Annotated in this window: 21 protein-coding genes; 19 read left to right on the plus strand and 2 right to left on the minus strand. The window is 42.8% G+C overall.

Annotation, left to right across the window (positions count from 1 at the left end):
- The first annotated feature begins 237 nt into the window (after positions 1-237).
- The 16 genes from ACT7WV_RS25135 to ACT7WV_RS25210 all read left to right on the plus strand — a co-directional run bounded on the left by ACT7WV_RS25135 (position 238) and on the right by ACT7WV_RS25210 (position 12,880).
- Complete coding sequence (locus ACT7WV_RS25135) at positions 238-813, plus strand: SLATT domain-containing protein (RefSeq protein WP_445105487.1); 576 nt, start codon at positions 238-240, stop codon at positions 811-813.
- A gap of 105 nt (positions 814-918) precedes the next feature.
- Positions 919-2,253, plus strand: coding sequence for a reverse transcriptase domain-containing protein (locus ACT7WV_RS25140; RefSeq protein ID WP_445105488.1), 1,335 nt, complete (start codon positions 919-921; stop codon positions 2,251-2,253).
- A 415-nt stretch (positions 2,254-2,668) separates the two neighbouring features.
- Complete coding sequence (locus tag ACT7WV_RS25145) at positions 2,669-3,331, plus strand: head GIN domain-containing protein (protein WP_445105489.1); 663 nt, start codon at positions 2,669-2,671, stop codon at positions 3,329-3,331.
- Positions 3,332-3,430: 99 nt separating this feature from the next.
- A complete protein-coding gene (locus tag ACT7WV_RS25150) occupies positions 3,431-4,240 on the plus strand; it encodes a CPBP family intramembrane glutamic endopeptidase (RefSeq protein WP_445105490.1) in 810 nt (269 codons plus the stop codon).
- A gap of 114 nt (positions 4,241-4,354) precedes the next feature.
- A complete protein-coding gene (locus ACT7WV_RS25155; RefSeq protein WP_445105491.1) occupies positions 4,355-4,693 on the plus strand; it encodes a hypothetical protein in 339 nt (112 codons plus the stop codon).
- An 18-nt stretch (positions 4,694-4,711) separates the two neighbouring features.
- Positions 4,712-5,560 (plus strand): DUF6920 family protein, encoded by an 849-nt coding sequence (locus tag ACT7WV_RS25160; protein ID WP_445105492.1) that lies wholly within the window; start codon positions 4,712-4,714, stop codon positions 5,558-5,560.
- A 132-nt stretch (positions 5,561-5,692) separates the two neighbouring features.
- Entirely contained in the window at positions 5,693-5,884 is a 192-nt protein-coding gene (locus ACT7WV_RS25165) for a hypothetical protein (protein ID WP_445105493.1), read from the plus strand.
- Between the two features lie 110 nt (positions 5,885-5,994).
- Positions 5,995-6,279 carry an N-ATPase subunit AtpR gene (locus ACT7WV_RS25170; protein WP_445105494.1) on the plus strand — a complete coding sequence of 95 codons (285 nt, stop codon included), beginning with the start codon at positions 5,995-5,997 and terminating at the stop codon, positions 6,277-6,279.
- Between the two features lie 19 nt (positions 6,280-6,298).
- Positions 6,299-6,964 carry a F0F1 ATP synthase subunit A gene (locus tag ACT7WV_RS25175; protein ID WP_445105495.1) on the plus strand — a complete coding sequence of 222 codons (666 nt, stop codon included), beginning with the start codon at positions 6,299-6,301 and terminating at the stop codon, positions 6,962-6,964.
- Positions 6,954-7,259: a F0F1 ATP synthase subunit C gene (locus ACT7WV_RS25180; RefSeq protein ID WP_445105496.1), complete on the plus strand. Its 306-nt coding sequence runs from the start codon at positions 6,954-6,956 to the stop codon at positions 7,257-7,259. The genes ACT7WV_RS25175 and ACT7WV_RS25180 overlap by 11 nt, the downstream gene beginning before the upstream one ends.
- A gap of 4 nt (positions 7,260-7,263) precedes the next feature.
- A complete protein-coding gene (locus ACT7WV_RS25185; protein ID WP_445105497.1) occupies positions 7,264-8,049 on the plus strand; it encodes a F0F1 ATP synthase subunit B family protein in 786 nt (261 codons plus the stop codon).
- Between the two features lie 51 nt (positions 8,050-8,100).
- Positions 8,101-9,648, plus strand: a complete 1,548-nt coding sequence (locus ACT7WV_RS25190; protein WP_445105498.1) for an alternate F1F0 ATPase, F1 subunit alpha — start codon at positions 8,101-8,103, stop codon at positions 9,646-9,648.
- A 2-nt stretch (positions 9,649-9,650) separates the two neighbouring features.
- Positions 9,651-10,568, plus strand: a complete 918-nt coding sequence (locus tag ACT7WV_RS25195) for a F0F1 ATP synthase subunit gamma (RefSeq protein WP_445105499.1) — start codon at positions 9,651-9,653, stop codon at positions 10,566-10,568.
- Between the two features lie 58 nt (positions 10,569-10,626).
- A complete protein-coding gene (atpD, locus tag ACT7WV_RS25200) occupies positions 10,627-12,069 on the plus strand; it encodes a F0F1 ATP synthase subunit beta (protein ID WP_445105500.1) in 1,443 nt (480 codons plus the stop codon).
- Positions 12,066-12,476, plus strand: a complete 411-nt coding sequence (locus ACT7WV_RS25205; protein ID WP_445105501.1) for a F0F1 ATP synthase subunit epsilon — start codon at positions 12,066-12,068, stop codon at positions 12,474-12,476. Before atpD ends, ACT7WV_RS25205 begins: the two co-directional genes overlap by 4 nt.
- Positions 12,477-12,502: 26 nt before the next feature.
- Positions 12,503-12,880 (plus strand): AtpZ/AtpI family protein, encoded by a 378-nt coding sequence (locus ACT7WV_RS25210; protein WP_445105502.1) that lies wholly within the window; start codon positions 12,503-12,505, stop codon positions 12,878-12,880.
- Between the two features lie 575 nt (positions 12,881-13,455).
- Here ACT7WV_RS25210 and psb34 read toward each other — a convergent pair.
- Positions 13,456-13,764 (minus strand): photosystem II assembly protein Psb34, encoded by a 309-nt coding sequence (gene psb34, locus ACT7WV_RS25215; protein ID WP_445105503.1) that lies wholly within the window; start codon positions 13,762-13,764, stop codon positions 13,456-13,458.
- Between the two features lie 321 nt (positions 13,765-14,085).
- On the opposite strand from psb34, the gene ACT7WV_RS25220 reads away from it, so the two are divergent.
- From ACT7WV_RS25220 to ACT7WV_RS25230, 3 genes are all read left to right on the plus strand, one after another.
- The gene (locus ACT7WV_RS25220; protein WP_445105504.1) at positions 14,086-14,487 is read left to right on the plus strand and encodes a fasciclin domain-containing protein; all 402 of its coding nucleotides are present in this window, start codon (positions 14,086-14,088) and stop codon (positions 14,485-14,487) included.
- A gap of 354 nt (positions 14,488-14,841) precedes the next feature.
- Complete coding sequence (locus tag ACT7WV_RS25225; RefSeq protein WP_445105505.1) at positions 14,842-15,363, plus strand: response regulator; 522 nt, start codon at positions 14,842-14,844, stop codon at positions 15,361-15,363.
- Between the two features lie 61 nt (positions 15,364-15,424).
- Complete coding sequence (locus ACT7WV_RS25230; protein ID WP_445105506.1) at positions 15,425-16,384, plus strand: orange carotenoid protein N-terminal domain-containing protein; 960 nt, start codon at positions 15,425-15,427, stop codon at positions 16,382-16,384.
- Positions 16,385-16,400: 16 nt separating this feature from the next.
- Here ACT7WV_RS25230 and ACT7WV_RS25235 read toward each other — a convergent pair whose 3' ends face one another.
- Positions 16,401-18,698, minus strand: a complete 2,298-nt coding sequence (locus ACT7WV_RS25235; protein ID WP_445105507.1) for an NACHT domain-containing protein — start codon at positions 18,696-18,698, stop codon at positions 16,401-16,403.
- Positions 18,699-18,719: the final 21 nt, after the last annotated feature.

Below are 18,719 nucleotides of genomic sequence, written 5' to 3' on the forward strand. Positions count from 1 at the left end.
TCACTGAGATTGATCCCTCATCGTATGCGCTATTGCAAAAATCAATTGTCTGAGTTGACTTTAATATTGAAATTTGATATACTCATAAGACCCCTATGTGTATGTTGATTAGCCTCAACCACTCACTTCAGCGTGGGTGAAACTAATTTTGAAGAGAGAAATCTCTTGTCTTTTAGACTGACTCATTTATTTGAGCGTTAACTATTTACTAACTATTTATGCACTAGGGTTTTTTTTATGAATTCTCCTGATAAAGCACTATCTGATCGTATTTGGTGGACAAGAAAGGCTCGTATTGAAGCGGAACAAAGACTACTTTGGACTTCTTTTCACGCTAATTTAATTTTGTTTTATTACTCAGCTTTTTCTGTAGGAACTTCCGTTTACTACTTTAAGTTTGCACCTAAAAGTGAATATATTAATTTTGTATGGATTCTTTTTTCGATTTTAATCTTTTGTATTCAATGTTTTTCAAGTGGATTTCAGCTTAATCGCAGGGCTGGACTACTCAAAGAATGTTACGAAGCATTGGGGAATCTTGAGCAAAAATGTAATAAGGCAAGTGAAGGTGAATTGATTCAGATTAGAGAAGATTTTACCCTTCTTTTGCGCTCTTGTGAAAATCATGAATCATTAGATTACTATCGTGCTATTTTTAATGAAAAATGGATATCTGGGGGAAAAATAGATAAAGACTTAACGATTGGAATGTACTGTTTAATATTGATATCTTTTTTATCACGAACATTATTACTTGCTATTCTATATTTATTACCTTTTTCTTTATTTTTATTAAGTGGTGATGCAAAATAGATTGCCAATTATACAAGCCTGAAAAGATTCGTTTTCCTATATATTATAGATAATTTTGTTAAGAAACTTACTATATATTTTTTAATAAGATAGAGGTTTAAAATAATGCCTTCCGAAATAGAATTTAGAAATTATTTTTCAAAAAAGTCACTTCATAAAGTTTATGATGAGCATATACAATTCTCGGCTTCGTCTGGTATTGACAATATCAATCAAAAGTCTTTCAAGAAAATTGCCGATCAACAAATATTAATAGCATCAAGAAAAATACTTGATGGCAGTTATAATTTTAGTAACTATAGGCTAAAACTCGTTAGTAAAGGACGAGGTAAACTTCCTAGAGAAATATCTATTCCAACAATTCGTGATCGTATTGTTTTACCGGCGTTGTGCGATTTACTTTCTAAAACTTTTCGTGGGGATTTAAGCTTAGAACTCCCTCAAAATATCATTAAAAAAGTAAAAGCAGATAAGACAAAATATGATGCCTTTGTCAAACTAGATATTCGTGATTTTTATCCAACTATCTCACATCATCATCTTCGCTTAAGATTAAGATATAAAATACGTCATAAGAAAACACTAGAACTTATTAATAAAGCAATTCAAACCTCTACTGTTATAAGCAAATCTGAAAACAATAATAAGATTTCTTCAGGCGTTCCTCAAGGATTGTCAATTTCAAATATACTGGCTGCTATTTATCTTCAAAAAATAGACAAGGAAATTTGCAAGAACAATAATTTTCAGTATTTTAGATATGTTGACGATATATTAATCCTTTGTAAATCTCAAGATTCTAGGCAATTAGCTGAGAAGCTAATTATTGATTTTTCTAAAATAGATTTAAAAATTCATGATCCTGCAAATGGTAGCGGAAAGTCAATAATTGGATCATTTAAAAATGACGGTTTTAATTATTTAGGTTACTCTTTTAAAAATTTTGGAAAGTATTCGGTCAGTGTCAGGGAGGAATCAATTGCCAAAATAAAAAATTCTTTAGCGTCAATATTTACAAGTTACAAGTATTCCAAAAATAAGAATCAAGATTTTTTACGATGGCGTTTAAATCTTCGTATTACGGGATGTATTTTAGAAAATAAATGTAAAGGTTGGTTATTCTTTTTTGCAGAAATAGATGATAAGAGTCTTCTTCACGAACTCGACGCTCATGTTAAACATCTTCAAAAAAGATTTGACGTTGATCTTTCACCTAAAAAATTTATGCGAACTTTTCACGAAATTCAATATCATAAATATCGAACTAACTATATACCAAATTTTGATAACTATACTTTAAAAAATAAGCAAGAAGTCTTAGCAAATGTTTTCCATCAAAACGTTGATAAACTAAGTACAGAAGCTATTGAATACAGATTTAAAAAATATATAACCAGAGAATCTCGTGAATTATTAGAGGATATTTTGAATTTTAGTTGATATTTTCTCGTTTGGAGAACTCAATTGTATAAAAGGGTTTAACGCTCAAGTAAACCTCTAAATTGTTGATTCTTCATTTGCGATCGCTATTAACGTGAGTCGTGATTTTTAGGCGATCGCCTCAATTATCTAACTGCTAAAGGCTTTGCGGTATGCGATCGCTATATTTGATAACTAAGAAAAAGAAGTAGGCGATCGCTTTTTAGTATAAAGATGGCAGTAAACAGGACGTATATGCTCTTGCCAAAAAGTTATTGAGATTAGGGCTGTTAGACGAGTCAGACGAGGATCGAGATGATGATTAAAATCCAGAATTGGAGAATAAACTTTGGGTATTCGGATGCTTGTCGATCGCACGACTATCTTTCTTTAATGGACACAGTTTGACACACCTGCTATTTTTAAAGCAAAGATAATGAGAAAGCTATCCAGTTTAGTTGCGTGCTTGACCGTTTTGAGCCTGTCTGGGGGCTGCTATGTCTATTTCAATAGTGGGGTTAGAGGGTCTGGAATCGTCAAAACCGAATCTAGAGAAGCGCATGAATTCTCATCCATTTCTAGTAAGTCCGTGGGCAGGGTTACGGTGCAGCAAACGGGAAAAGAGTCCCTGAAGATCACCGCTGATGACAACATTTTGCCCCTCTTAGAAAGTTATGTGGCTGACAATGTTCTGTATCTCACCATCGAGAAAGATGCCAACTTCAACCCGACTAGACCCATTGAGTTTGTTGTGGAGGTCAAGAACTTGGAGAGCTTGAATATCAACGGTGTCGGCACTGTTGAAGCAAAAGATATACAAGGTAAACGGTTGTCGATTTCCCTTGATGGGGTGGGTAGCATGACAATCGCCGGAAGTGTCGATGTACTAGAACTTACTCTTTCTGGGGTCGGAAGTTTTCATGGTGAGGAGTTTAAGACTAAGCAAGCTACGGTTCGCAACAGTGGCGTGGGAAGCGCTGTGGTTAATGTGAGTGAGAACCTAGATGCGACTGTATCCGGCGTGGGTTCAGTAGAGTATATTGGCTCTCCTCAAGTGCAAAAAACGGTGGAGGGCGTGGGGACGGTCAAGAAACGGTAGATCTAGCTTGGATTCAGGTTGTCAAGATAGCAGATAGCTGCTGAACTCTGCTATTCAGCAACGCCACAAACACCAAAAATTTAAAGGTAAAGTTCAAAAATGAGAATCACCCATAAACCTTTCTCACTGAGAATATACCTATTGATTGTCGTGACGGTATCTTGGCCATTTCAAATTGCGTATTTACTGTGGGCAGAAACACCATTTATGCGCTATGCCTTAAGCTCATTGCCAATGATTATGGTCACAGTTGGCACCTATATCGCTGGTCGCTATATATTCCGTGATGGCTTTTCCAAATCTGGCTGGAGTTGGGGTAAATCAAAACACTATTTAGCTGTCTTTTCAATAGCAATTTTTGTATGGGTTGTTCCCACAATCCTCGAATTAGTCTTGGGAATGCGGACTATTCCTAGAGGAGTTGTAATTTCAGATATTCTCGGAAACTTTCTACTCCGTTTTATCGGCACTTTGATTCCAGCCTTTGGTGAAGAGTTTGGCTGGCGCGGCTATATGCTACCGCACTTGGTAAAACAATACAGCCTCAGAACAGCATTGCTGCTTCATTCATTGATTTGGTGGGCATGGCATTTGCCTGTGCTGATTGGAATGGGCATAACTGAAAAGCTGACTGATAATGTCGGTATTTCAATCGCTATTATGCTGGCAGTCAGTCTAATTCCTAGCATGATGCACGCGATCGTTTTTGCCTATATTTGGACTGTGACACAGAGCCTTGCAGTTGTCACTGTTTATCACGCTGCATTTGATGAAATTCGAGATGCGATCGCATCCTCGATCGGGTTTGGTTCTCTAGTTGAAATCTGGCAGATGCTGACGTTGGCAATATTAGGCGGATTACTGCTGTGGAAGGGTAATTGGAAGCAGTTAACTGCGAGGAAAATATAAGTCAGTCATCTTTGCATTTTGGGGTCAAAGATGATTTCGGATTGCCTATCGTGGAACCGCTCGGAAAGGCTTCTATCTTTTGGCGAAATTTAACGCCGAAAATGGAGAAATTATATGGAAAGTAAAACCAAATTAACGCTGATTAAAATCATTCATACTGCAATCTGGATATTCTTCAACTTTGTAATTTTCTATATGCTGTATGCCGCGATTACCAATAAACTCGATCGCTGGCTCTGGATCGGTTATGGATTTATAGGTCTAGAAGGGCTAATCCTACTCACTTTTAAATCCCACTGCCCATTAAATCTGCTGGCCCGAAAATACTCTAATTCCACCCAGGACAATTTTGATATTTATCTTCCCAGTTGGCTAGCCAAGTATACGAAGTTAATCTACACCACTATTTTTGCGATCGTTATTATCATTACCCTCTATCAACTTCTAAATTAATAAACACAGGTCAGTATTATGTGGATTAAATGGACTGCAATCATTGGCGTTTTAATCATAGTCAGCTTTGGAATTGCTACTACTTATGGTAGCTATCGCTGGCAGTTGGATACTGCTGAATTGCGCGCCAAGTTAAAGAGTGGGCAGCAAATCATGAAGCTTAATATCTATGACCCTAAAGAGATTGAAGGTTTACCAGCCCCCGTCCAGCGATTCTTTCAGACAGTCCTCAAGGATGGACAACCGATCGTTGCTGCGGTAAAACTCTCTCAGCAAGGACAGTTTAATCTGAATGAACTGGAGGATAAGTGGAATCCGTTTACCGCCACTCAACTCGTAATTACTCAACCCCTGGGTTTTGATTGGGATGCCCGCATCCAGATGGCTGCAGGACTAAATGCCTTTGTCCATGATACCTATCTGTTAGGAGAAGGCAACTTACATGCTTCATTGCTCGGTCTTTTCACCCTTGCGAATATGCCGAATACACCTGAATTGAACCAGGGTGAACTATTGCGATTCTTTGCTGAGGCTCTTTGGTATCCTACCGCCCTGTTGCCCAGTCAGGGCGTGCGCTGGGAGGCAATTGATGACAACTCTGCTCGCGCTAATCTCACCGATGGCGCAACAACGGTCTCCGGGGTGTTTCAGTTTAATGCTGACGGGACGATCTCGACGTTTCGGGCTGAGGTTCGTTACCGTGACAAACTCACTGCTATGCCCTGGGGCGGGAGTTTTCGGGATTATACAGTGCGCGATGGGATGCTGATTCCTTTAGAAGGTGAAGTGGGATGGGAATATCCAGAAGGTATTCGGCTCTATTTCAAAGGAAAGATTACAGAGATTAGCTATGAGTTTGCGGCGTGAATTTCATGTCATGAATAGGGGGCATATCGACCTCACAACTTTCTCATATTTGGTCTCTAGCATTAAATCGGATTGATCTGTTTTTTCACCTTTCAATTAATCTGTTGTATCTTTCATCAGGAAAATGAGATTATGGTTTCTCCGATCGACCCTAATATTGTGGCTGGCTTATCTGAGCAAGAGGCGATCGCTCCCCAACTCCCCGCTAGGACTGTTAAGCAAATATTAAGCAATTTGGGAGCAGTCTGGGAGCAGTTTGCCTATACTGGGCTGGTCAATTTAATCACCCTAACCAGGGAATTAGACCGAAATAATTCTACCTAATAACTTACATCTACATTTGGTCTATTGACCACTAAAAGAGAGCTACAGTAGAGCAAATCAGTTAGAGCGATCGAATCATAAAAATCAGTGTTGCCTAAGGGGTATCTAATATGAATAATCTTTTCTTTTTACCGATTACGCTAGCGTTAGGAGTTTTGCTGGGAAATATTTATTTTCGGGGATTGTGGATGACGGTGCAGCAATTGCCGACTGCTGAAAATCCGATTCTGTTGACCTTCGGTAGCTTTTTTGGGCGTTTAGCGATCGCGATCGCAGGATTTGCGCTGTTAGTAATGCTCACCAAAGAGAATGCTATCTGGCATCTGTTTGTTTGTGTAAGCACATTTATGTTGGTACGCAATCACCTCGTCCGTAAAGTCCAGCCCAAAATTTAATCCAATCCCGTAAAGAACGATGCATATTAGCCCCGATGAGATTATCTATTGGCAATGGGAATTTGTGTCGATTAATGCCACTTTGATCTTCACATGGTTGGTGATGCTGCTGCTGGGGATTGGTTCTTGGCTAGTGACGCGTCATCTCTCGACTGACCCGAAACTATCGCGCTGGCAAAACTTTCTGGAAATACTGGTAATTAATTTACAGGAACAGATTCAAGAAACCAGTGGACAGACTCCCGATCGCTATTTGCCCTTTGTCGGAACCCTGTTTATTTTTATTGCTGCGGCAAATCTTTTGGTGATTGTTCCCCTCTATGAACCGCCCACGGGGTCACTTTCTACTACGGCGGCTCTCGCTATATCAGTATTTTTTGCAGTTCCTTTTTTTGGTATCCGCCAGCAAGGAATAGGTAAATATCTGCATCATTATCTAGAACCCAGTCCGGTCCTCTTACCATTCACCATCGTGAGCGAGTTGTCTCGAACTCTAGCTTTGACCGTGCGTTTATTTGGCAATGTGATGAGTGGAGGACTGATCGGGGCAATTTTACTTTCCCTCGCGCCATTATTGTTCCCGATTGTTATGCAAGCTATGGGCTTGCTGACAGGGATCATCCAAGCCTATGTTTTCGCAATTTTAACAGTTGTTTATATTAGTGCCGCCAGTCATGAAAGCTGAATCCCTATATCTCTTAGTTACGATCATTGCTACTGTCTCGATCGTCATGGCAGGGCTAACAATGGCAATTGGCACGATCGCCCCATCCCTTGGTGAAGGTAAATCCGTTGCCCAAGCGCTTAGCTCCCTCGCCCAACAACCCGATGCCTCAAGTACGATTACTCGCACCCTGTTTGTGGGCTTAGCCTTTATTGAATCTGTGGCAATTTATTGCTTTGTGATCTCGTTGATTTTGTTGTTTGCTAATCCTTTTTGGAACTACGCGATCGCTGCCGTTGAAAAGGTCGGAGGCTAAACCAATGGCAATTGACTGGTTTACCTTCTTTGCACAAATTGTCAACTTTTTGGTGTTAATTTTTGTGCTGCAACGTTGGCTCTATAAACCAATTACACAGGCGATGCAACGGCGCGAAAATACGATTCGTGACAACCTCGATTCGGCATCTAAACAACAGCAAGATGCTCAAGAGGAGGTGGAACGCTATCAAGCAATGCAACAAGAGTTAGAAACGCATCGATTAGACTTACTGGCTCAAGCCAAGCTAGAAACAGAGCAAACTCGTCAACATTTGCTGCAAGAAATGCATGAGTCTGTCGAAACAGAGCGATCGCAATGGCAATCAATGCTCCAACGCCAGAAAGAGTCTTTTTTGCGGGAAGTCAGCTATCGTACCATGCAGCAATTACAGGCAACAGTGCGGCGAGTTTTGGCAGATCTAGCCGAATCAGAACTAGAAACGCAAATGGCGAGGGTGTTTTTACAAAAATTACAGAATCTGAATGCATCAGAGCGCACTGAACTAGTGAAGACTTTAACCGTTGCCACCACAGATGTTATTTCCTTGACCTTGGTAAGTACATTCGAGCTACCAAAAGATATTCGTGGGGCGATCGCGACAATTTTGCAAACATACTTTGATGTTTCGGGCAAAGTGGAACTAAATTATGAAATTCAATCTAATCTCATTTGTGGAATTGAATTGCGCGGCACTGGCTATAAACTCGCATGGAGTATAGATGCTTATTTAGATGAAATTGCCGAGAATTTGGTGACAGTTTTTACCGAAGAATCGGTCACAGTTTAGAACTAATGTTGACTGAGCGAAGCCGAAGCCAAACTATTTCCTGGAGGAGTTATGATCTATCAATCTGAAATAGCTTTAGATAAATCCTTACAGACTGTTTTGGAAGATACCTTTGGCACCTATGCGGTAGTTATTGATCGCCATCCATCACAACTGCGATCGCAAGAAATTGGCATCGTTCAATCAATTGGACAGGGCATTGCCAGAGTTGTCGGCTTACCCCATGTGCAGTCCGAAGAAATCGTGCGATTTACTGGCGGCAGTTTGGGTCTGGTATTTAACCTCGATCCCGAAGAAGTGGGTGTCATTTTGCTGGATTCTAGCGATACGCTTCAGTCAGGAACAGAAGTAAGGCGCACAGGTAAAGTTTTAGATGTTCCTGTCGGCGATACTTTGTTGGGTAGAGTAGTCGATCCCCTCGGTCGTCCCCTTGATGGCAAAGGCTTAGTCCGCACTTCCCAACGCCGTCCCGCCGAACGGGAAGCTCCTGCAATTATGGATCGCGCTCCCGTCAATGTGCCTTTGCAAACAGGAGTTAAAGCGATCGATGCCTTGATCCCGATTGGACGCGGACAGAGAGAATTGATCTTAGGCGATCGGCAAACGGGCAAAAGTGGGCTCGCTCTCGATACGATCATCAATCAAAAAGACAAAAATATTCTCTGTATCTACTGTGCGATCGGACAGCGCAGTGCCGCTGTTGCCAAGCTAATCGCCGACCTCTACGAACATGGTGCAATGGCATACACCACCGTCGTCATGGCAGCAGGAGAAGACCCCCCAGGATTGCGGTATGTCGCTCCCTACACAGCTACGGCGATGGCTGAATATTTTATGGAACAAGGGCGCGATGTGTTGATTGTCTACGATGACCTGACTAACCATGCCCGCGCCTATCGTGAACTATCGCTGCTTATGCGTCGTCCTCCTGGGCGAGAGGCTTTCCCAGGGGATATTTTTTACATTCATTCGCGCTTATTGGAACGCTCGACCCATCTCAATGCCGAGCATGGCGGCGGCTCTTTAACGTCATTACCAATTCTGCAAACGGAAGCCCAAAACATAGCGGCTTATATTCCCACAAATCTGATTTCGATTACCGATGGACAAATTTATCTTTCGCCAATTCTTTTTCAAAAGGGTGTCCTACCTGCGATCGAGATTGGTAAGTCAGTTTCACGGGTCGGTGGAAAAACACAACTTTCTGCCTATCGTGCTGTTGCAGGAGATTTACGGCTATCCTATTCGCAATTTGAAGAATTAGAATCTTTCTCGCGGTTTGGTACGCGCCTAGAAGAATCAACGCGGCTCACCTTGGAACGTGGGCGCAAAGTGCGCGAAATTCTCAAGCAAAAGCAATATGCACCAATGGCGGCGGCTGTCCAAATCGCGGTATTGCTTTCAGTTACGGCGGGTCTACTCGATCGCGTGCCAATTTCTAAAATTGCGATCGCCGAACAAGCGATCGCCGCCGCCATCCCTGCACAATTAGCCGATCTATGTTTGCAAATTGAAAAGGGCGATGTCTTCGCAGAGGAGGATCGCGAAGCTCTGCTTAAGGTTTCAGAAACTGCGATCGCCAAGGCTTTGGAGGAATAATTATGGCATCCCCTGAATTTCTACAACGTCAAATCCATACTGCCGAAGAATTAAAAGCCGTCGTCAAAATGATGAAAGTCCTAGCGGCTGTAAATATCCACCAATACGAACACGCCGTTACTTCCCTTGCCGAATACACCCGTACAATTAAGATGGGTTTGCACGTTGTTCTCAAATCTACACATACAAATGGCAACCTTTCAAATGGCAATTTCCCTAAAATCGATCCACACTCACTTTTAATAAATTCTATCGGTCGGTGTGGCGTGCTTATCTTTGGCTCTGAGCAAGGGATGTGCGGTCAATTTAACGAACAGATTGGCCGCTATGCGATCGCGGAAATAGAAAAATTACAAATCCCCCCCGAACAGTTAGCAGTTTTTGCCATTGGATCGCGAATTATCCCGCATTTGGAAAGTGAAGGTTATCAGATCGAGCAGAACTTTACTATGCCCAGTTCTCTGTCGGGAATCACGTCCATGGTGCAAGAGATGTTACTGCATATTGCCTCGTGGCGCGAGCGTCAGCAAATTACAAGAATTATCTTGTTCTACAACAATTTACATTCCAATACAGCTTACGAACCATCTCAGCATTTACTTTTACCCCTCGATCGCGCATGGTTGCAACAAATCGAAAGCCAAGAATGGCGATCGCGCACCATTCCTATGTTTACGATGCCCAGTGATGTTTTAATCTCTTCTCTTTTACGACAATATTTCTTTATCTCTCTCTATCGGGCTTTTGGTGAATCTCTTGCCAGTGAAAATGCCAGCCGTCTCACCTCAATGCAAGTTGCCGAAAAGAACATCGAAGATCGGCTCACTGAGTTTAAGGGTGAGTTTCAACAAAAGCGTCAATCGGCAATTACAGGTGAGTTATTAGAAATTATTGCCGGGTTTGAGTTAAGCCAAGGCTAGTTTTTTAAATATTCTGAAAGGTAAAAGTAAGCCCAAAAGTAAGCAATCATATAATCAAATGAATAACAATCAAAGTATTCAATCAAATTCCCTCTCAACTCATTCCCCAGAACAAAATATTGGTTCTGTACTTTCGGTACGGAGCAGCATCGTTGATGTCCATTTCCCCAAACACTTGCCAGATCTCTACAGCAAATTAGAAACAGGCAAAAATGGTGAAATAGCGATCGAAGTAGTTTCGCATCTTAGCGCTCAGGTTGCCCGAGGAGTTGCCCTTGCGCCCACCGCAGGTTTAGCACGCGGCGAAGTAGTCATTGATACCCAGCATCCATTACAAGTCCCCGTTAGCGATCGCCTGTTAGGAAGAATGTTAAACGTATTTGGCGAAGCGATCGATGGCAAAGAATCGATTTCAGATGGCGAGTGGCGCTCCATTCATGCCACCCCAATTGCGATGTCAGAGCGCGTCACCAAAGACGATATCCTCAAGACTGGGCTGAAGGCGATTGACCTGCTTGCCCCCTTAGAACGTGGCGGCAAAACAGGTTTACTCGGTGGTGCGGGTGTCGGCAAAACCGTACTAATTACAGAAATGATTCATAACATGGTCAAGCAATACCAAGGTGTGAGCTTGTTCTGTGGCATTGGTGAACGCTGTCGGGAAGCCCTCGATCTTTATCAAGAGATGGAAGCAACAGGCGTTCTTGATAATACGGTTTTAGTGTTTGGACAGATGAATGAACCACCTGGGGCAAGATTTCGGGTTGGTCATGCCGCTTTGACGATCGCCGAATATTTTCGCGATCGCACCCAACAGGATGTCTTGCTACTGATCGATAATATCTTTCGCTTTATCCAAGCAGGGGCAGAAGTATCGGGACTAATGGGACAGTTGCCTTCACGGGTAGGCTATCAACCAACTCTTGCAACGGAACTAGCCCAACTAGAAGAGCGGATTTGCAATACCTCCTCAGGTGCAATTACTTCCATTCAAGCGATTTATGTACCTGCCGATGACTTCACCGATCCTTCAGCCGTCCATGTTTTCTCCCATTTATCGGCTTCAATTGTCTTATCACGAAAACGCGCCAGTGAAGGATTTTATCCTGCCGTCGATTTGTTGCAATCCAATTCCAAAATGTTAATGCCACACATCGTTGGCGATCGTCATTATCAGGTTGCTCAATCCGTCCGCCAAACCCTTGCTAATTATGAAGAACTAAAAGATATTATTGCCATGTTGGGATTAGAAGAGCTATCCCCAGGCGATCGCAAGGTGGTTTATCGAGCGAGACGTTTAGAACGTTTTCTCACCCAGCCCTTCTTCTCAACCACGCAATTTACGGGCTTAACTGGCAGAGTAGTAGAATTAGAAGATACGATCACTGGTTGCGATCGCATTCTCAATGATGAGTTTTCGGATACGCCAGAGCAATCGCTCTACATGATTGGCACAATTGACGAAGTGGCAAAAACTGCTGAGGAGAGCAGAAAAGCATGAACTCCTCAACTTCAGTAATGCATCTCAAAGTGGTTTTGCCCACCAAGATTTTGCTGGAATTAGATGTGCTGAAAGTAAATGCAGAAGCTGAAAATGGTATGTTTTGCTTACTGCCGCGTCATTTAGATTTTGTCGCTACCCTTGTACCCAGTCTGCTATCTTTCGTCTCATCTGAAGACGAAGAGAAATTTTTAGCGATCGATCAAGGAATTTTAGTCAAACAGGGTGATCGAGTCACCGTCGCAACTCAACATGCTGTTCAGGGCGGTGATTTGGGAATTTTGCAACAAACCGTTGAGCAGCAGTTTCGCTTAATCGATGAGCGCGAAAAAACAGCTCGTTCAGTTCTAGCCAAGCTAGAAGTAAGTACAATTAGAGGCTTTATCGAGTTAGGTGAATCGATATGAATAACCCTGATCCTGAATCTCGTAAATTGCGATCTGCGCTAGCCTTCGGCAACGCCAAGGGCGAACGCAGCAGCGCTTCGCTATCGCCGACCTCAGACTTTACCAAAGCGATCGGGAATAAAGAACAGCGCAAAATTCATGCTCGTCAAACAAAACCTGATGGTGGAGTATGGTTTGGTTTGGGCTTTGCAGGTTTGATCGGTTGGTCAATCGTTGCGCCGACCCTATTGGGAATGCTCATAGGTGTCTGGGTTGATCGCCAATATCCTAGTCGGTTGTCATGGACATTAGCACTGATGTTGGCAGGGTTAACCCTTGGGTGCTTCGTAGCATGGGAATGGGTTTCAAAGGAACAGGAACGCATGGAAAAATCACAACCTCCCGATGATGATTCGCCATCCTGAAAAGATTCTCCAATTGACATCCTCCCGTCGCTAATTCTACGAATATAGCGCGGGCTATGTCCTACGGCGATGCTTCGCAAATCTCCAATCACTTGGAAGATTTCCTGGTTACTCCCTTACCGGGATTTTGACATTTGCCTAGGCTGAAATCTACTCGTTTCAGCCCCCGGTAGACCTTCTGCACAGGCAGCTTCCCTTTCCCCTAGCCCAGGGGTACTAGTTGAGTTTTGATATGGACTCACCTGATCCAGCTTCACTTCCGAGTTCAGACACGCACCGCGACAGCAGGATATGTTTTTATCACGTGGCGCAAGTACGGATTCAGTGCAGATTTTGGGACTACCTAAGTCCATAATGACTTTCTTAAAGTTCCAGAAATTTTTAAGTGTCAACCCAAGAATTAAATGAAAGAAACTTAATGTTTGTAGGTATCGCTTTTTGAGTTAAACGTTTACCTGTTCCTAAACTGTGCAAGCTGGGGGAATATTCGGCATATTCCCCCAGAGTTGGTAAACTTGCTCCACCGAACAACTGACTTCTACTTCTACGCTGCGATCGATCATCAATTGGTACGATTAGCTGACAACAAATGCAATCAGCACTATCAGGGCAACAAACAAAATAGCTACTGCTCCCCAGACGATATAACGTCGCTGCTGTTTGGGTGAGGGATACTCTGCCGAGGAGATATCAGGCTCAATTGCATAGTTATTGTTAATTCCCTCATCATCTACTGTGTAGCCAGGGGCGAGAGGCACATCAGGCAATTTACTCTCATCAAGACGTGTATTAGCTTGAACTTCAGCAGGAATTAGCTCACTGCCATCACTAGGAAGATTTTCATCGAGATTGAGGGTTTTCCCTTCTTTATTGGTGTAGCGCATAAGCTGATGCCCTCGGATAACTCTTGACAACTATATTATAAGATATTTAAGCAATTATTTGTTGCTTAAATATTTAACCAATAGTTATAAATAATCCATGATCTTGATTACCTTATCAAGAAAAAAAAGACGTGTCTTTTAGCCAAAATACATATATTTACACTAAGGCAATTTCGGCTTTCATTTTTTTGTAAAAAAATGAATCCATTTAGTACAACTTATACAATTTATACATGATTCAAACAGCTTATAAGACATGATTTCTAACAGCAGGATGTCATACTAAACGTTGTTAACAGATTGCACAAAACTAGTAGATACATGACTGATATTGTTGATACTGCCGTTAAAGCTGGTTCATTCAATACACTGGTTGCGGCAATCAAGGCTGCTAACTTGGTAGATACTCTCAAAGGCGCTGGTCCATTCACCGTCTTTGCTCCTACTGATGAGGCGTTTGCTAAGCTTCCAGACGGCACCGTAGACGCATTGCTTAAGGATATTCCGAAGCTGAAGAAAATCCTGACTTATCATGTTGTTTCAGGCAAGGTGATGGCGGCTGATGTAGTTAAGCTGAAGTCAGCCAAAACAGTTGAAGGTTCAGAGGTAAAAATTGATGCATCATCAGGCGTTAAGGTGAATGATGCTACAGTTTCAACACCGGATGTTAGTGCTGATAACGGTGTCATCCACATCATTGATACAGTGTTGATGCCTGCGTAAGAAAACCATAGATAGTATTAGCTATCTATAGGGGAAGTAACTGTAGAGAGTTACTTCCCCACGTTGCAAGAACTTAGCTTTGATATTTTCTTTAATTTTCCTCTCATAGTTAACCAAATAGTCCGAAAAATCAAGCACTACAACATCATTCTGTAGGGGAAGCAAAAAGAAATTAGTTACCTTATAGCTAAGGCATTTATCGGGTTATAGCGGTTCTCAATTGAATAAGATACAAAGTCCTAGGTTTTAGGGATTAGGAATTAGGTAAGACAGTTGCATGTATCTCACCGAGAAAGAGAAATGCTATAGCTTATTTTCCCCACTCGTTACAGATGAAATCTGATTGGAGCGGCTATGCATCAAAAAGAGAATAATAGATTTAATACTAATATTCCATCTCTCCAAGGACTGCGAATTCTCGTGGTAGATAATAATATCGATTCTTGCGATTTAATGACGATGCTACTGCAATTCTATGGTGTGGAGGTGCAAACGGCATTTTCAGTTCAGCAAGCTCTGGAAATATTTCTGCAATGGCAACCAGATGTCCTGGTGAGTGAAATTTGCTTGCCAAAAGAGGATGGCTTTGCCCTGATCCACCAAGTGAGAAAACTCACGCGAGAGCGAGGAGAAGAGGTGATAGCGATCGCAGTTACAGGCTATGTAACTGTAGAGATGCACCAACGCGCCCTTTCTGCTGGGTTTGATCTGTGGTTTGCTAAACCCCTAGATTTTGATGAGTTCCTTGCTGTACTTAACTGTTTAGCAATTTGCCGAAAATCCTCTTACACGATCGCTCAAGGGATTTTGGGTAATGCTTCTAGACGTGAGGCTCTAAGTCTCGAAGAGCAGTTGGAGCTGACATTTTCAGGTTAGCATCACCATTTTTAAAATACCACCAACAAATTAATCTAATTTCGTTCTGGAGAATTTGATCATGTCGTTTACCATCGAGTCTGCACGTTCCATCTTCCCGAATACTCAAGTTACTGATGCCGTCCCAGCTACAGTTGAATCATTCAATCAACTTAGCGCTGAAGATCAGTTAGCTTTACTGTGGTTTACCTACACTGAGATGGGAGTTACCATCACTCCTGCTGCAATGCAGGCAGTTAACATGGTGTTCGCAGAAAAAAAACTGACTCAAATCAAGCAGATGTCTGCCGTCGAGCAAACGCAAGTCATGTGCGATCTAGTTAACCATACTGATACTCCCACCTGCCGTGCTTATTCGTCTTTCGGCACAAATGTCAAGTTGGGCTTTTGGTATCAGTTAAGCGAGTGGATGAAACAAGGAATCGTTGCTCCAATTCCGGAAGGCTATACACTCTCTGCCAATGCATCCGATGTCCTCCAAGCCATCCGTCAACTTGAAGGAGGCCAGCAACTCACCGTACTACAAAATATCGTCGTTAACATGGGGTATGCCGCAACTTGTGGTACTCCCAAACTTAAAGAACCTGTTGTTCCACCGAAAGAACTTGCACCCCGAACCAAAGTCACTATAGAAGGCATCGAAAACTCCACAGTCTTGAGCTACATGGAGAATATGAACGCCTTTGACTTTCCGGCGGCTGTGGCTTTATTTGCTGAAGATGGTGCCCTGAAACCCCCTTTTGAGGAACCGATTGTCGGTAAGGAGAACATCCTTGCGTACATGCGTGAAGACTGTTACGGACTCAAACTAATGCCAGAGAGGGGAGTATCTGAATCGGTAGAAGGAGAGTTCACCCAGATTAAAGTGACTGGTAAAGTGTATACTCCCTGGTTTGGTGATAGTGTTGGCATCAACCTAGCATGGAGGTTCTTGCTCAATCCTCAGAGCCAGATTTTCTTGGTAGCGATTGATGTGTTGGCATCTCCTAAAGAACTGCTGAACTTGGGTTTGGTGCGGTAGGGTAGATAGCTCATCTCTACTGCCATTCCCTATCCTCAAGTTCCTTCTGGGGCAACAGCAAAGCGGCTTCAATCTCCTGCCGCACCGCAGCCGTCACTTCACAGTTACTATTAAGACAATCGATTAACAACTGATTGGCATCATAATAGCGTTGCAATACTTGCTGCTGATCAGGGCTGAAGTTCCACTGATGCTGAATATTTCGATGAAGTGCGATCGCTTCCCTTAACCGCTCACTCCAAGCTACATGGTTGGTTTGCCACCAGTCCTGAAACCTTTCGCTGTCCCGTTTTGAGTCAGGGAATTGGTCTTGGAGTTGTTGCAGGGACTGCTGTAACCCCAAATCCAGAACAATGGTGAGGGCATTACTCAGGGCATCGGCACAGGCATAGGCATGGGCAAAATCAGAACTGGAGTCAATAGCACTCTCCAACACTAAGTTATCCAGTGCCGCATCCAGAAAAATACCTTGGTCAAGGGTACAGGCAAGGGCAATATGAGGCGCAAGCTTAGGAGTCTGGGCTAGGGCAAAGTAAAAAGCGCGAATTGCCGATGGCTGGGGAGGAACAGTTTGGGACTTTTGACTTGCCCAGGTTAAAAACTCTTGTAAATAAGGGTCTTGTCCGACTAGCCCATCAACTTGTTGCTTCATCAACTGTACCAGAGAGTCTGCACTCCGCAGCATGGCAGCCGTCAACAGAAAGATTTCGCGCCAACGGGGTTCAGTGATGTGACTAACCAGACGTTCCAGGTCTTTCCCTAATGCTTGTAAATTATGACTGGCAACGATTTTCCGAGCAGTGAAGTATTCTTGGAACGCTAAATAAGAGAAGGAGAAAATTCCCCGCACTCGTTCTGTTAATAATCCATGTTGCAACTCTATTGCCTGAAGCACCACTTCACTATCGAGTTGCAATTCCTCTGGCTCAGTAGGAGCATTTGGTAGAGTCCGGATATAGTCACCAATGTGTTCCTCAATAGCACGTTGCTCAAAGAAGTAGTGCCCCTGCTCAAACAATATAGCCGCAATCTGACTCAGCAGCTTGAGCTTTTGGGGTAATAAAAACCCCCGGTAAACTTCATCTCGCACAATTCCCCTAGTTTCATCCCATTTGACGAGGAGAAGGTCCAGACATTGTTTATAAAACTCGCTTTTTTTGGTCGGGAATTTTTCCTGGCGACGGAACACCCAGCAAGCCAGATGCAGAAATAAGGGTGTGATTGCAAGTCTACGGAATTGCAAGTTTTCAGGTAAGCCCAATTTCTCAATAAATTGAACGGCTGGATCTAGTTCATCCTCAGCATTTGTTTTTGTCAATGTGGCAAACCACTTCTCGGCAAAGACAACTATTTGTTCTTGGGTAAAGGGGGCAATTTCGACATCCGTGAAGCGTCTGAGTTTTAGACTTTTAGCGGCTGTTCGGCAGGTGGCGATAAATAAATTCTTTTCATAGTTCTCGGAGAATCTACGAATTTCCTTAACGACAGCCTTGCTATCTGATCCGAGTACTTCATCAAGCCCATCGAGTAACAGCAACACTCTACCCTCACGCAGCAGGGTTTCAATTACGGAGGGGTCTGAAATTCCAGAGGTGAGAAATTCTGCTCGGATGTAGTTTAATAAGCTGCTATGACCTACCCCTCTAGACTCGTCTGCAAAATCCCTTAATGTAATAAAAATGGGAACTCGGTTTGCCGCAAATTTGCCTTGGTTACACTCAATGGCTAGATGTTGCAAAAAGGTGGTTTTACCAGACCCTGGTTTACCTAACACTCTCAGCTTAGAGTAGGTTTCAACTGCCCTCATGCCTGATATGTGTTTCTGAGAAACTTCACCCAAGCCAAGGCGGTCAAATTCTTCTGGGGTAAGGCTTTGTATGTCGGTGATTTCTAACCACTGCTGACTAGCGATTTCCTCCAAAATATTGACATCGATGTAAATGTCCTCTATCCCAACAGGACGGCTGATATCCAATAGCTGCAAGGTGCCGCACTGATTTTGAATTTTGTCAAAGCGTTGCGATCGCACCTTTTTTACTAGGTCATCAATATTTAGGACTGCCTGTTCTCCGAATACAGATAACTCTTCTGGCGGATTTTCCGCAATTTCCCGCCAATTCAGCTCTAATATCGAGCAAATTTCTCTAAAGGTATGACGTTCAATTGGACGACCTGAGAAAAATCTCCAAACGGGCTGACGAGTTTTTAAGTTTACTTCAAAAGCCAGGTTTTCTTGAGTCCAACCTTTGCGGGCAAAGGCTTTTCTAGCTTGTTGAATTCCGGCTTGTGATGCCTGGAGCGATCGCTTGACCATAAAATAAAAAGATCATCATAA

Source organism: Symploca atlantica LB2515 (assembly GCF_052546295.1).